Genomic DNA, 14,532 nt, shown 5'->3' with positions numbered 1-14,532 from the left:
ATCGTCGCGATCAACAAAGACCCCGAAGCGCCGATCTTCAGCGTCGCCGATTACGGTCTCGTCGGCGATCTGTTCTCCGTCGTGCCGGATCTCGCGAGCACGCTGTGACGATGGATCGCGTGCCGCTGCACACGCGCCAGATCACGCTGCAAGGCTTCAGACGCGCGGATGGCCTCTACGACATCGAAGGCCATCTGCGCGACACGAAGTCATACGATCGCGATTCCCATGGCGTGATCGTCAAGGCGGGCGATCCGGTACACGAGATGATGCTGCGCATGACCATCGGCGTCGATTTCGTCATCCGCGAGGCGAAGGCCGAATCGATCATCGTGCCGTATGTCGGCCATTGCGAAACGATCGCGCCCGACTATCGCAAGCTCGAAGGCATGAAGCTCGCGCCGGGCTTCATGCGCGAAATCAGAAATCTGTTCGGCGGCTTGCGCGGCTGCACGCATCTGACCGAACTCATCGGCGCGGTGGCCACCGCCGCATTTCAGACGATGAGCGAGGAAATCAACGCGAGCGGCACCATGCGGCCGTTCCAGCTCGACGGCTGTCACGCGCTTCGTACGGATGGTCCGCTCGTGAAGGCATTTCATCCGAAGTGGTACGAGGCGCCGAAGCGCCTGTGACGCATCGGCGTGCGAGCCGTGGCTAGCGCGCGTTGCCAGCAAATGTGTATTCTCTCGAAGTCGTTCCTCGAGAGGAGCATCCGTGAAATACCCCTTGCTTCTGGGCTTCGGCATCGTCGCAATCGACGTGATCGTATGGCGCGCGCGATTGCCCGACAATGACCTGGCCCGGCTCTTCATACGGCTCGCGCTTTTTTTTGTGTTGAGCTGGGTGCTCTTTGCATCGGGTCTGAGTCCGTTCACGCAGGCGCCGTTCGCCGACGTCGTCGAATTGCACTGGGCGGGGCAAATTCTCGAAGTCATCTGGTGGTTGATGGGCGCGCGCCTGCTCACGCTCTCACTCGACACGCTGCTGCTTCCACGCGCCTGGAGAAAACAGCGGCTGTTCTCGGACGTTTTCGGTGCCGTGGTGTTTCTCGCGGCGGCCGTGGCGGCGCTTGGCTTCGTGCTCGAACTGCCGGTACGCGGCCTCGTTGCGACATCGGGCGCACTGGCGATCGTGCTGGGCCTCGCTATCCAGAGCACGCTCAGCGATGTATTCGCGGGCATCGTCATCAACACGACGGAACCCTACGCGATAGGTGACTGGGTGACGATCGACGACGTCGAGGGCAAGGTCGTCGAGATGAACTGGCGCGCGACACATCTGTTGACGGGGCAAGGCAATACGCTCATCGTCCCTAACGCTGTCGCGGCGAAGGCGAAAATCACCAATAACAGCAGACCGGGCGACGTCCACGGCATATCGATCGTCCTCGAGATCGAACCCGAGGCGCGGCCGAAGAACGTGCTGGACGCACTCGGGCGCGCGCTTACCGGTTGTAATCTGATTCTCGCGACGCCGGCCCCATACGCCCGCATAAAGCGCACGACGACGAACTCGGTCCAGTATGAAGTGGTGGCCTTCGTCGACGACATGAACAAAAAGCTCGCCGTATGCAACGAGCTCTTCGACCTCTGCTACCGCCATCTCACCGCGGCTGGCGTGGCATGGCGCGCGCTGGGCGTAGCGGCGCCCGCGCTTGCATCGAGAGATGAAAAAGAAGCCTTGTTAAGACGCGTCGACTTGTTCGACAGCCTTTCAGGCGAGGAAATAACGCGGCTCGCGAAGCGTTTGTCGCGACACGAATATCAGGCGAATCATCAGATCCTGGCGCCCGACACCGTGCCCGATAGCTTGTCGATCGTGCATTCGGGCGTGCTCTCGGTCGCGGTCGTCGAAGCGGCAGGCGCTCGCGAGGTTGCTCGCATCGGGCCGGGCGAAGCATTCGGGGAAGCGGGATTGCTCGCCGGAATCGCGATGCAAGTATCGATCTCGACGCTCACGCCATCGGTTCTATTTCAGCTGGCCAAGGACGACATGACGTCGTTTCTCAAAGATCATCCGGAAGTAGCGAAGCAAATGTGCGAGCTTCTGGCGTATCGGCAGGATAAGCTCGGCAAGCTCGCGACTCCGATGCCCGCCGAGCACGAACAAGGCCACTCGCTGTTCCAGTGGTTGATCGGGAAAGTATGGAACGCGCATTCGCTGAATCACGACTCCCGAAGCGATTGAGCATACGGCTCAAGCTGCTTCAGCGGAGATGGGTGGCGCGGCCGGATCGATCACATTCTCGTCAGTCACCGACGCAAAAGCCTGAACGGCCGCGCGTGCCGCCGCTTTCCTCGTCTTGCCCGCACGCGACGGCGGCTGGCAGGCGCCGCACACGACGCCGTGCTGCAAGTCATGCTTGTGCGCGACGAACTTGCCGGTGCAGCGGCAGCAGGGCGTCAATTGCAGCATCTCCGCCTCGAAGAAACGCACGAGCGTCCAGGCGCGCGTCAGGTCGAGCACCGGTTCGGCGTCGTTGCGCGTGCAGTGCTCCAGATACAGCCGATATCCTTTGGTCAGCGCATCGAGGTGCGAGCAGCTCGCTTCGTTCTTGAGGAACAGATAAGTGTTGAAGAATAGCGACGCGTGAATGTTCGAAAGCCACGGCATGTACCAGTCCGCGGAGAAAGGCAGCATTCCCTTTGGCGGCGACACGCCTCGCACTTCACGATAAAGACGGATGAGACGTTCGCGCGAGAGCGTGAGTTCGCTTTCGAGGACCTGCATGCGCGCACCGAGTTCGATGAGCGCGACTGCGCGAAACACCTCTTGCGCTTCTTCGGTCAGGCTTTTCTTTGCAATGAGGTTCATGGAGGACGGCGCCTTAGATCAGCAGTTTGACGGGTTGGCCTGCCAATAGAACCGCAGCATGCGTCGAAGCGATGTTGGCGTGCTTCGGAGGTTGCGTCAGCGCGGAGAGCAGCATGTGATCGTTGAAGCGGAACGCGCATAACAGCTGATCGGAAGAGGCGAGCTTCACGACTTGGGGCAGCGAGAGGCTCATCAGCAGATCGGCAACCTCGGCGGATAGCCCGAGGCGAAACATGCCGATCGCGCGGTCCTCGCGCAAGATTCGCTGCGCCAGGATGAGATAGGAAAGATTGATCTCTCGAATGCTTTCTTGGATTTCGAAGGTGCTCATCTTTTTAGGCCTTGATGTCTCCAAGGCTTTCGTTGCCTTCAATGATTTCAGTCTAGGCGCGCGTCTCCACCGGATCAATCGTCAGAAGATTGATTTTAATTAATCGATTAGCAACACCGTTAAAGGATTGTTATCCCGTTCTCCGGGAACGGAATATGCGCTGCGGGGCGGCCTTGTCGGCACAGGAAAGCGGCTTTGCTCACGATGATCGAGCGGCAGTCGATACCGGCGGCGCTTCAGTATTCAACTATCCGGCGAGTGGCCGCCTACCGAACCTCGACCATTTTCGCGCCACAATCCCGACATGCTTCCACACGGACAGGCTATGGAACGTCGCGCACTGCTTCCCCCGTTGAATCCGACCCGGGCGTTCGAGGCGACCGGACGCCTGCTGAGTATTTCCAAGGCCGCCGACGAATTGGCCGTGACGCCCGCCGCCGTCAGCCGGCAGGTACGCACGCTCGAAGCCTATCTGGGCGTCGATCTGTTCGAGCGTGTGAAAGGACGGCTTGAGCTGACCTCGGCGGGTGCGCGGTATCTGGCGGAGTTGATGCCGCTCTTCGCAGCGCTGCGCGAAGCCACCGACAGTCTGCGTTCGTCGGAACGGCGCGCCCGCGTGCTCAAGATCCGCTCGCCCGCCACATTCGCGGTGCGCTGGCTGATTCCGCGTCTCGCGAGCTTTCATCGGCTGCATGAAAACATCGACGTGCAACTGACGACATCACCGGCTCCGCTCAATTTCGCGCGTGAGGATATCGACGCCGGCATTCAGCTAGGCGACGGCAAGTGGCCCGGTCTGCGCGTGCAACGTCTGATCGCGAACGAACTGGTGCCTGTCGCCGCGCCGTCGAGACAGGTCAAGGCGCGCTCGCAGTTACAGGGCGAAACGCTTCTGCACACGCTCGCACGCCCTGAAGACTGGACCTTGTGGCTGAAGGCTGCGGGCCTTCCATTGAGCGGGCGACGCCGCGAGATGCGCTACGAAACGTCGCTGCTCGCGTATCAGGCAGCGATCGAAGGGCACGGCGTCGCGATCGCGCAGAAGGCGCTGGTGCGCAGCGAACTCGAAAGCGGTCTGCTCGTCGCTCCGTTTTCATTCGAGCTGGACCGCGGCAATCACACATACTACTTCGCGTGGCCGACGGCGCGTCCGCAATCCGATGCACTGAAGATTTTCCGCCGATGGCTGCACTCGTTGCTCAACGAATAGCGCTCACGAATCGCCGACCCTTTAACAAAAAGTCAAAGGCTCGTTTCTAAATTGTCGATTGTCTGGAAGGCCGGTGAGTACCTATTCTCGTCGGCATGATTCGTCGCAGTGACGAGTCACGAGACAGGACAATCACAAATGCCAAGAGACAGCCTCAACGGCGTGCGGGTGATCGATTTCTCGCATGTCCTCGCCGGTCCGGTCTGCTCGATGACGCTCGCCGATCTCGGCGCGCACGTCGTCAAGATCGAGCCGCCCGACGGCGAGATCGGGCGGCGCATCGGCCCGCCGTGGATCAGCGGTGAAAGCCCGGCCTTCATCAGCGTCAACCGCAACAAGTACAGCGTCGCGATCGATCTGAAAACCGACGCGGGGCGCGAAGCCGTTCGCCGCATGTTGCGCGAGGCCGACGTGCTCGTCGAAAACTTTCGGCCGGGCGTGATGGCATCGATGGGACTCGACTTCGACGCACTGCGTCAGTTGAATCCCCGGCTCGTCTACTGCTCGATCTCCGCCTTCGGTCAGACGGGCGCGAATCGCAAGCGGCCGGGCGTCGATGGCGTGATCCAGGCTGTCAGCGGTCTGATGAGCACGCTCGGCACGACGAACGCCGAGCCGCTGAAAGTCCCGATTCCCGTTGCCGACATGATGGGCGGCTATCTCGCATCGATCGCGATTCTCGGCGCGCTGCATCAGGTTCGCGCGGGCGGCGGTGCCCAGCATCTCGACGTGAGTCTCTACAACGCGACGCTGATGCTGCAGCAGATCGGCTTCGCTGCGTATTTCGCGTCCGGCCGCGAGCCGGAAAAAACCGGCAGCGCCGCGCCTTATGCATGCCCGAACGAAGCGTTCCCGACGCAGGACGGCTGGATGATGGTCGTCGCCTATCATCCGGAACGATGGCGCGCGCTGTGCGAGGTGCTCGCATCGTCCGCACTCGCAGCGGATCCGCGCTTCGCCACCAACGACGATCGCGTGCGCCATCGCAAGGCGCTGCATCACATGCTCGCGGCGCGTTTCGTCGAACGCCCGACCGCGGAGTGGATGGAACGGCTCGCAGCGCGGGACATTCTGTGTTCGCCCGTCGCAACCTACGGCGATGTCATCGAAACGGCGGAATACGCCGAATGCGGACTGGCGCAGACGATCGATCATCCGGTCGCGGGAATCATGCGTACGCACGGCTTCGCGCTCGGTCCATCCGACCGCGCAAGCGTGCCCGACGTGCCAGCGCCGCTGACGGGCCAGCACACGCTGCAGATGCTGGAGCGATACGGCTTCGCCCAAAGCGAGATCGCGGAACTGCTGAACGCGGGCGTGATCCGCCTGGGCCGCGCAACGCGCGAGACCTGCGATGAAGACCGCAAGGTGAGCGCATGAGCGCCGCGATCATACGGAGCGAACGACGCGGCCAGGTCGCGCTCGTGCGTCTCGCGTCGGATAACCCGCTCAATCCGCTGACCGACGCGTTGATGGATCAGCTCATCGACGTCCTGCTGCGCAACGAAGCCGATCCGCAAATTCACGCAATCGTTCTGACAGGGTCCGACAAGGCCTTCGCCGCCGGCGCCGACATCGTCGCGATGTCGAAGCTCGATTACGCGAGCGCATTCTCGGATGACTACATCGGACGAAGCTGGGACCGCATCCGCATGGCCCGCAAGCCGATCATCGCTGCGGTAGGCGGCTATGCGCTGGGCGGCGGCTGCGAACTGGCGATGATGTGCGACATCGTCATCGCCGCGGACGATGCGCTCTTCGGCCAGCCCGAAATCAAGCTCGGCATCGTGCCGGGCGCGGGCGGCACGCAGCGTCTGCCGCGCGCGGTGGGCAAATCGACCGCGATGCTCGCGTGCCTGACCGGCGAATCCTTCAACGCAAGCGAGGCATTGGCATATGGACTCGTGTCGATGGTCGTCGCTCGCGAGCGCTTGATCGACGAAGCGATGCGCGTCGGCGAGCAGATCGCGCGTCATTCGCTGCCGGTGATCGTCGCGATCAAGGAAGCCGTCAATCGTGCGTTCGAGTCCTCGCTGTCGGAAGGTCTGTTGTTCGAGCGAAGGCTATTTCATGCGGGCTTTGCGCTCGCCGATCAGAAAGAAGGCATGGCCGCGTTTCTCGAACGTCGTCAGGCCGCATTCCAGAACCGGTAGTTGCCGGCGAAACTATCAGGAGACTTTGTCGTGTCAGCTTATTCAAACGATTCGGGTTCGCTGGTCGAGTCATCCCTCGACGACGGCGTGCTCGTGCTCACGCTCAACAGCGCAAGCGACGGCAACGCGCTGAACGTCGCGATGACAGAGGCGCTGTCGGATGCGCTCGAAGAGATCAACGACCGGCGCGACATGCATTGCGTGCTGCTGCGTTCGTCGTCGCGGCACTTCTGCACGGGTGGCAACGTGAAGGACATGCAAAGCGGCAGCGACCTGATGAGCGGCAGCGTCGAAGACGTGCGCGACCGCTTGCATCGCAGCTTGCACCGGATCACGCGCGCATTGAGCGGTCTCGATGTGCCTTCGGTATGCGCGGTCAATGGCGCCGCAGTCGGAGCGGGCTGCGATCTCGCGTTGATGTGCGATATCCGCGTGGCGAGCACGAAAGCCGTTTTCGCAGAGAGCTTCTTGCGGCTGGGACTTGTATCGGGCATCGGCGGATCGTGGTTTCTCGCGCGCATCGTCGGCTATGCGAAGGCGCTCGAACTGACGCTGACCAGCGAGTTCATCGATGCTGAAGCGGCGCTCAAGCTCGGCATCGTCTCGAAGGTCGTGCCGGAGGATGCGCTCGACACCGAAGCGTTGTCGCTGGCGAAACGCATCGCGCACAGCCCGCCGACTGCACTGCGCATGGCGAAGCGGCTCGTGCGCGAAGCGGCCGATGCATCGCTTGAAACGACGCTCGGAATGGCGGCGAGCATGCAGGCCATTCTGTTGTGCGGCCGCGAGCACAAGGAGGCTGTCGACCGGTTTCTCGCGCAGCAAGCGGCGAAGAAGCGCACGCACATGTGATGCGCCTTACGGCCACTGCGTCGATCGCGCGGGGCCTCACGAACTGAATCACAGGAGACGACCATGTCCACGACTTCCGGCGCGCGACATTCAAAGCCCGGCATGCTGCGGATCATCGCGACATCGAGCCTCGGCACGATGCTCGAGTACTACGATTTCTTCGTCTACGTCGCGCTGACATCGACGCTGACGCACTTGTTCCTGCCATCGACGGATCGCACGGTCGCCGCGATGGCGGGCGTCGCCACGTTCGGCATCGCGTATGTCGCGCGGCCGCTCGGCACGATCATCTTCAGCCCGATGGCCGACCGCATCGGACGCAAGAAGACCTTCGTCATCACGCTCGCGATCATGGGTATCGCGACGGTGGGCATCGGCTGTCTGCCGACCTACGCGATGGCCGGCCTGCTTGCGCCGATCGGCCTCATCGCGCTGCGCGTGGTGCAGGGCATCGCGCTCGGCGGCGAATATGGCTCCGCGGTCGTCTACGTCATGGAGCATGCGCCCGCGGGCCGCAAAGGCATGGCGACGAGCGTGCTGCAAAGCACCGCGAGCCTCGGCCTTTTGCTCGCGCTCGCTATCGTGTCGGCGCTGAAGTTCGCGCTCGATGCAGCCGCATTCGAATCGTGGGGCTGGCGCGTCCCGTTCCTGATCTCGGCGCCGATCGTCGCGGTGGCGACATGGATCCGGCTCGGCATGAAGGAAACGCCCGTGTTCGCGGAGATGAAAGAGGCGGGCCGTCTGTCGAAATCGCCGCTGCAGGACACGTTGTCGAGCGCGACGTCGTGGAAGGCGATTCTCGTCGCGATGTTCGGCGCGCAAGGCGGAACGTCGGTATCGCTTTATACGTCGATCGTCTACATGCTGTACTTCCTGCAGAACGTGTTGAAGGTCGATCCGTCGCGCGCAAATCTCTGCCTTGGCGTCGCTATCGTCGTGGCCGCGCCGCTTTATCCGGCGTTCGGCCGTCTGTCCGATGCGATCGGCCGGGCGCGCGTGATGCTGATCGGCATCGTGCTCTGGATACTCGCAGCGTATCCGGCATTCGCGGGCATCAGGACGAATGCGCTCGCGGGCGGCTGGGTCACGGCGACGCTGCTCGTCGCGCTGCTCGCCGTGTTGACCGCGATGATCATGGCGCCGCTGCCCGCGTTCATCGCCGAATGTTTTCCACCGCAAAGCAGGACCACGGGCTTCGGATTGTCGCAACAACTCGGCAATGTGCTGTTCGGCGGGTTTCTTCCGCTCATCAGTCTTTCGCTCGTCAATCTGACGGGCAACCCGCTTGCGGGCGTCGGGTATTCGATCGTTTCGCTGTTGCCCTGCCTTGCCGTTACCTATTTTTGGGGACTGCGGCAGGACCGGCTCATTCGTCAGCGTCATTACGAAGTGCAGTGCGCGAGCCCTGCCGACACGGCTCAATTGCCGGTACGTTGAATCGGCGATGACACGAAGCGCGGCATCGCGATGCCGCGCTTCGCGTGGTTCAGGCGAGACCGGCCATCAGCGTGTATTTCACATGCACATATTCCTCGATTCCATGATGACTGCCTTCGCGTCCGTAACCGGATTGCTTCACGCCGCCGAACGGCACCGAAGCCGTGCCGACCGAGCCGGAATTCAGAATCACCATGCCCGCCTCGATGTTGCGCGACAGCCGGAACGAGCGGCCCAGATCGCGCGTGAACGCATAGGCGACGAGTCCATATTCGCTGTCGTTGCTGCGTGCGATGACTTCTGCTTCGGTCGAGAAGCGATAGATCGGAAAGACGGGACCGAAGATTTCGGTCGATGCGATCGGCATATCGTCCGCGACATCGACGAGAATCGTGGGCGCATAGAAGAGTCCGCCTTTCGCGTGCGCATGTCCGCCGAGCACGGCCTTGGCGCCGCGTTCGCGCGAATCGTCGACGAGCTTGCCGACCTTGTCGATGGCCGCACGATTGATCAGCGGACCGACGACGAACCGGTCCTGCAGCCCTTGATCGACCGGGATCGCTTCGACGAGCGCCTTGACGCGCTGAACGAACGCATCGTGGATGCTCGCCTGCACATACACGCGGTTCGGCGAAATGCAGACCTGTCCGCTGTTGCGCAGCTTCGCGGACACGAGCGCTTTCGCGGCTTCGTCGAGATCGGCATCGTCGAAAACGATGAAGGGCGCGTTGCCGCCGAGTTCCATCGTCATTTTCTTCAGCGTGCCGGCGCACTGCGCGGCGAGCAGCTTGCCGACCGCGGTCGAACCCGTGAACGAGATCTTGCGAATGCGCGGATCGTCGGTGATGAGTTTGCCGATCTGAACGGGGTCGCCCGTCACCATTTCGAACACGCCTTCCGGAATGCCGGCGCGGCGAGCGTATTCGAGCAGCTTGTATGCGGTCAGCGGCGTTTCCTCGGCAGGCTTCAAGAGGATCGTGCAACCCGCCGCGAGCGCGGTCGCGACCTTGCGCGTAATCATCATGAACGGGAAATTCCACGGCGTGATCGACGCAACCGGCCCGACAGGCTCTTTCGTGACGATCACCGCTGCGTCTTTCGCGTGCGTGGGGATGGTATCGCCGTACACGCGTTTCGCTTCCTCCGCGTACCATTCGACGAAGCCCAGGCCATAGTCGATTTCGCCGAAGGCTTCCGACATGCACTTGCCGTTCTCGCGGCACATCAGTTCGGCGAATGCGGTCTTGTCGGCGCTGACGAGGTCGAACCATGCGCGCAGCAGTGCGCTTCGTTCGCGTGCCAATGTGCGCGACCACGCCGGAAAGGCCGCGCATGTGCGGTCGATGGCGGCGCGCACCTGCGCTTCTGAATGATGTTCGACTTGCCCGACGAGCGTGCCGTCGGCGGGATTGAGTACATCGATCATGCTTGTTCTCCGAGGTGAGTTGACTTGCATGATCGAATGTTAGGCATATGGCAACGCGACGAGAACGCGTGATCGTCTGCAAAGCTTGCCCGATTCTATGAACACGCCTTTATCGAACTCGACGCATGAAAACGCACCGCCCGCCCAAATTGCCGACGATGGAAACCGAAGCCGCCGCACTCGCTCGCGTGCACGCTTCGATGGTGAGCCGGCTGCTGGAACTCGCGCCGAACGAAGGCTATAACGCGACGCCGATGCCGGACATTCGCCTGTTGCGATCGAACCGTCCGCTCACGCGTACGCCGGTGCTGTACGAGCCGGGTATCGTCGTCATCGCGCAAGGCCGCAAGCGCGGCTATCTCGGCAGCAAGGTGTATGTCTACGATGCGCAGCACTATCTGGCTGTCGCGTTGCCGCTGCCGTTCTCGATGGAAACCGACGCCACCGCCGACGAACCGTTGCTCGCGGTGTACGTGCGTCTCGATGCGACGCTCGCCGCCGATGTATTGCTTCAGATCGACGAGCGCAATGGCGTGGTGCCCGGCGGGCCGGGCGGCATGGCCACGACGCGGCTCGATCTGGCGCTCGGCGAAACCATGCTGCGCTTTCTCGACGCAATGCGCGATCCGCTCGAAGCCGCGCTATTGGGGCCGACGCTGGTGCGCGAGATTTACTTTCGCGTGTTTATCGGCGAGCAGGGCGCTTCGATGCGCGCCGCGCTCGACCTCGATGGACATTTCGGGCGCATTTCCAAGGTGCTGCGCAAGATCCATTCGAGCTATGCCGAGGCGCTGACGATCGAAACGCTCGCAAGGGAAGCGGCCATGAGCGTGCCGTCCTTTCATATGCACTTCAAGGCGGCCACCAATACTTCTCCGCTGCAGTACATCAAGTCGACGCGACTGCATCAGGCGAGGCTATTGATGGCGCGGCAAGGCATGACGGCTGCGGCGGCGAGCGCGCGAGTCGGCTATGAGAGCGCATCGCAGTTCAGCCGCGAATTCAAGCGGCTTTTCGGCGGCACGCCTTCGGAAGAATTACGACGAATGAAGCGGCATTTCGCGGTGCCGGAGGCGGGGCCGTCGCCTTATGTGTCGTCGCATTGAACCGACGTTCCTCGTTAAAGCTCATTGCGTCGAAGCTGCTCGTCGCGCTTCTCTTTGCATAACTCGATGAACCTCTGCACCGGCGCCGTCGGCGTAGCGCCGCGACGCGTTGCGATCCCGTACGGCGCGCCACGTCGCTCGATACGGATCGGCAGCACCGCCATCATGCCGTGCGCCTGAAAGTATTGCGCGACCTTCAGTGGCATCAGCGCAACGGTCCCCGCGCTGGCGCGCAATAACGACAACGTCGCGAACGTCGATGACGTTTCGATCGCGTATCGCGGAAAAGGAACCTCCGCGTCGTCGAAAAGCTGTTCGAGCAGCGAGCGCATCGGCAGGGCGGCTTGCGGCACGATCCACGGATTGTCCGCAAGCGCTTCGAGCGTCAGGCGCTGCACGCTCGCGAGCGGATCGGCGCCATCGACCACGAGACACACTTCCTCCACTTCGAGCGGAATGAAATCGTAAGCCTCAGGGTGAACGCTGATGCTCGGCCGCCCGATGACGAGATCGAGCAGACGCTGATCGAGCATCGACAGCAAACGCGCGCTGTTGTCCTCCCAGACCTCGACGGACACGTCCGGCTGCACTTGCCGCAGCGCACGCAGGATGGGCGCGAGCCACTCGGGCATCGAACCCATCACCGCGCCGATGGCAAGCATCCCTCCGCCGCCGCGCATGATGGCCGCGAGCTCGTCGCGCAGCGCGCCGATCTCCGAACGCACCGCGCGCGCGTGACGAATCACGCAGCGCCCGAGTTCGTTCGGCACGATGCCGCGCGGCGAACGGGCAAACAGTTCAGTGCCGAACATCGCCTCGATTTCGCGCAGCGACTTGGTCGTCGCGGGCTGCGAGAGCGACACCTGTTGCGCCGCCTTGCGCAGCGAGCCATGGTCGTCGAGCGCGATCAAAAGCGCGACGTGATTGCCGCGCAGCCGCCTCAATATCGCATCGATACTGGTTATCACCGATATAACTCCAACGTCTCACCTGATCGGAACGTTTCATTATCTGGCCGCGCCGATGCCTCTTTAAACTGGCTCGGTCGATGTTCGTCACAGCCGGGCGCTCGACGGCGCGGCTCGATCATGCCGGAACTCACGCGGCCTCGGCAAGCGCAGCAGAAATCACGCATCCACAGGAGAGAGGCAAATTGAAAAGAATCGGACTCGATGTCGGCGGCACCTTCACCGATGTCGTGATGGTGGACGACGAAGCAGGGCGCATCTGGTCGACCAAGGTGCCGACGACGCCGAAGGATCGCGTCATCGGCACGATTGAAGGCTTTCGCAAGATTCTCGAACTCTCGGGCACCGACAGCGCCGACGTATCGTTCATCGGCCACGGCACGACGATGGCGACCAACATGGTCGTCGAGGGCACCGGCGCGAAGACCGCGCTCGTCACCACGCGCGGCTTTCGCGACATCCTCGAACTAAGGCGCGTGTCGCGTCACGACCGCGCCGATCTTTACGATCTGCTGTTCGAGAATCCGCGTCCGCTCGTCGAGCGCCGCTGGCGGCTCGAAGTGAACGAGCGCCTGCGCCATGACGGCAGCATCGAAACGCCGCTCGATCACGCGCAGCTCGAAGCGCTCGCCGAAGAGATTCGCGCGTCGGATATCGAAGCCGTCGCCGTGTGCTTTCTGCACGCGCACGTCAATCCGCGGCACGAACGCGAAGCCGTCGAAACGCTGCGCCGTCTGCTGCCGGAGCGCTTCGTGTGTGCATCGCACGAAGTGAATCCCGAATCGATGGAATACGAGCGCGCGAGCTCGACGGTCATCAACGCGATGCTCGGTCCGGTCTGCGGGCGCTACATCGGCCGGCTCATCAGCGCGCTGGCGCAGCATGGCTTCGCGGGCAAGTTCCTTTTCATGCAGTCGAACGGCGGGCTCGCGAGTCCGGCCATGGTCGCCGACAAGCCGATCGTGCTGCTCGAATCCGGACCGGCGGGCGGCGTCTCGGCGGCGATCCGCAACTGCGAGAAGAGCGAGCTGAAGAACGCGATTCTCGGCGACATGGGCGGCACGACCTTCGATGTTTCGCTGATCCGCGACTCGCGCCCCGAACTCCGCAACAAGAGCCTGCTGCACACGTACACCGTGCGCTCGCCCAGCATCGACATCGATTCGGTCGGCGCGGGCGGCGGCTCGATCGTGTGGATCGACGCGGGCGGCGGCGTGCGCATCGGACCGGAGAGCGCGGGCGCCGATCCCGGACCGGCGTGCTACGGGCGCGGTGGCACGCGCCCGACCGTCACGGACTGCAATCTGGTTCTCGGCTATATCGATCCCGACAGCTTCCTCGGCGGCGAATTCAAGCTCGATGCGCAGGCGGCATGGCGCGTCGTCGATGAAGTCATCGCGCAGCCGCTCGGCGTCTCCGTGCCCGAAGCCGCGCAGGTCGTGCGCTCGGTCGCGAACGCGTTGATGGCGCAGGCCATCCGCATCATGACAGTCGAGCGCGGCTACGACCCGCGCGAGTTCTCGTACATCTGCTACGGCGGCGCGGGGCCGGTGCACGCGGTCGATCTCGCCCACGAAATGGGTATCCGGCGCGTGGTGATTCCGCCGCTGCCGGGTCTTTTCAGCGCGTTCGGCATGACGGTCGCGGATCAGCAATACGACTATCAGCGTCCGCTGGAAAGCGATCTCGCGATGATCGACGACGCGACTCTGAACGCCGCGCTCGATGAACTGGCAGCGCTTGGCATGGAAGAGCTTCAGCGTCACGGCGTCGAAGCGCAGGGCGTGAAGGTCGTGCGTCTCGCCGATTGCCGCTACGCCGGCCAGCCCGATGTCATCACGGTCGAAGTGCAGGCAGACGCAGTGGGCATCCGCGCGGCGCTCGCGCAAGCCTTCGAGGACGCGCATCTGCGGCAATGGAACTTCATCAGCAAGGACAAGCCGGTCGTGGTCGCCAACGTGCGTCTGCAACTCGTGACGACGACCGGCTGGCGCGGCTCGGTCGCGAGCGCCGATGGTGGCGCGCTGCCGCAGCCGGTTCGCACCCGCGAAGTGTATTTCGATGGCCACGCGCGCACGCTGCCGGTGTTCGCGCGCACGCAGATTCCGGTCGGCGCGACGATCGAAGGGCCGGCGGTCATCGAAGAACACAGCAGTTGCGCGGTGCTGAAGGCGTCGCATGTCGCGCGCGTCGATCCCGATCTCAATCTCGTCATCGAACTGGCAGCCTGAA

Annotated in this window: 13 protein-coding genes and 1 pseudogene; 10 read left to right on the top strand and 4 right to left on the bottom strand. The window is 62.9% G+C overall.

The window, feature by feature from the left end:
* The 3 genes and pseudogenes from NCS00_RS27515 to NCS00_RS27505 all read left to right on the top strand — a co-directional run.
* A pseudogene (locus NCS00_RS27515) lies at positions 1–108 on the top strand (electron transfer flavoprotein subunit alpha/FixB family protein); the annotation flags it as partial.
* A gap of 2 nt (positions 109–110) precedes the next feature.
* The gene (locus NCS00_RS27510) at positions 111–635 is read left to right on the top strand and encodes a DUF2889 domain-containing protein (protein WP_175981697.1); all 525 of its coding nucleotides are present in this window, start codon (positions 111–113) and stop codon (positions 633–635) included.
* A gap of 82 nt (positions 636–717) precedes the next feature.
* Complete coding sequence (locus NCS00_RS27505; protein WP_250441508.1) at positions 718–2,190, top strand: mechanosensitive ion channel domain-containing protein; 1,473 nt, start codon at positions 718–720, stop codon at positions 2,188–2,190.
* Positions 2,191–2,199: 9 nt separating this feature from the next.
* On the opposite strand, the gene flhC is transcribed toward NCS00_RS27505, so the two are convergent.
* Together flhC and flhD are read right to left on the bottom strand one after the other, a co-directional pair.
* Positions 2,200–2,808 carry a flagellar transcriptional regulator FlhC gene (flhC, locus tag NCS00_RS27500; RefSeq protein ID WP_250441514.1) on the bottom strand — a complete coding sequence of 203 codons (609 nt, stop codon included), beginning with the start codon at positions 2,806–2,808 and terminating at the stop codon, positions 2,200–2,202.
* Positions 2,809–2,830: 22 nt separating this feature from the next.
* Positions 2,831–3,148: a flagellar transcriptional regulator FlhD gene (flhD, locus tag NCS00_RS27495; protein WP_250441507.1), complete on the bottom strand. Its 318-nt coding sequence runs from the start codon at positions 3,146–3,148 to the stop codon at positions 2,831–2,833.
* Positions 3,149–3,473: 325 nt separating this feature from the next.
* Here flhD and NCS00_RS27490 point away from each other — a divergent pair, with 325 nt between their 5' ends.
* The 5 genes from NCS00_RS27490 to NCS00_RS27470 all read left to right on the top strand — a co-directional run bounded on the left by NCS00_RS27490 (position 3,474) and on the right by NCS00_RS27470 (position 8,800).
* A complete protein-coding gene (locus tag NCS00_RS27490) occupies positions 3,474–4,358 on the top strand; it encodes a LysR substrate-binding domain-containing protein (RefSeq protein WP_008346873.1) in 885 nt (294 codons plus the stop codon).
* A 138-nt stretch (positions 4,359–4,496) separates the two neighbouring features.
* Complete coding sequence (locus tag NCS00_RS27485; protein WP_175981521.1) at positions 4,497–5,738, top strand: CaiB/BaiF CoA transferase family protein; 1,242 nt, start codon at positions 4,497–4,499, stop codon at positions 5,736–5,738.
* Positions 5,735–6,511: an enoyl-CoA hydratase-related protein gene (locus NCS00_RS27480; RefSeq protein WP_250437355.1), complete on the top strand. Its 777-nt coding sequence runs from the start codon at positions 5,735–5,737 to the stop codon at positions 6,509–6,511. Before NCS00_RS27485 ends, NCS00_RS27480 begins: the two co-directional genes overlap by 4 nt.
* A 30-nt stretch (positions 6,512–6,541) precedes the next feature.
* The gene (locus NCS00_RS27475; RefSeq protein ID WP_250441506.1) at positions 6,542–7,363 is read left to right on the top strand and encodes an enoyl-CoA hydratase-related protein; all 822 of its coding nucleotides are present in this window, start codon (positions 6,542–6,544) and stop codon (positions 7,361–7,363) included.
* A 63-nt stretch (positions 7,364–7,426) separates the two neighbouring features.
* Positions 7,427–8,800, top strand: coding sequence for an MFS transporter (locus NCS00_RS27470; protein WP_250441505.1), 1,374 nt, complete (start codon positions 7,427–7,429; stop codon positions 8,798–8,800).
* Between the two features lie 49 nt (positions 8,801–8,849).
* Here the strand turns inward: NCS00_RS27470 and NCS00_RS27465 are convergent, their stop codons facing one another.
* Positions 8,850–10,226 (bottom strand): NAD-dependent succinate-semialdehyde dehydrogenase, encoded by a 1,377-nt coding sequence (locus NCS00_RS27465; RefSeq protein WP_008346868.1) that lies wholly within the window; start codon positions 10,224–10,226, stop codon positions 8,850–8,852.
* 125 nt (positions 10,227–10,351) lie between these two features.
* Here NCS00_RS27465 and NCS00_RS27460 point away from each other — a divergent pair, with 125 nt between their 5' ends.
* Entirely contained in the window at positions 10,352–11,332 is a 981-nt protein-coding gene (locus NCS00_RS27460) for an AraC family transcriptional regulator (RefSeq protein ID WP_250441504.1), read from the top strand.
* A 14-nt stretch (positions 11,333–11,346) separates the two neighbouring features.
* Here the strand turns inward: NCS00_RS27460 and NCS00_RS27455 are convergent, their stop codons facing one another.
* Positions 11,347–12,300, bottom strand: coding sequence for a LysR family transcriptional regulator (locus NCS00_RS27455; protein ID WP_033535810.1), 954 nt, complete (start codon positions 12,298–12,300; stop codon positions 11,347–11,349).
* A gap of 185 nt (positions 12,301–12,485) precedes the next feature.
* On the opposite strand from NCS00_RS27455, the gene NCS00_RS27450 reads away from it, so the two are divergent.
* Positions 12,486–14,531 (top strand): hydantoinase/oxoprolinase family protein, encoded by a 2,046-nt coding sequence (locus tag NCS00_RS27450; RefSeq protein ID WP_008346862.1) that lies wholly within the window; start codon positions 12,486–12,488, stop codon positions 14,529–14,531.
* Position 14,532: the final 1 nt, after the last annotated feature.

Origin of the sequence: Caballeronia sp. AZ1_KS37, assembly GCF_023631165.1 — a bacterium.
Classification (GTDB): domain Bacteria; phylum Pseudomonadota; class Gammaproteobacteria; order Burkholderiales; family Burkholderiaceae; genus Caballeronia; species Caballeronia zhejiangensis.
This window is presented reverse-complemented; position numbering and strand designations above follow the sequence as displayed.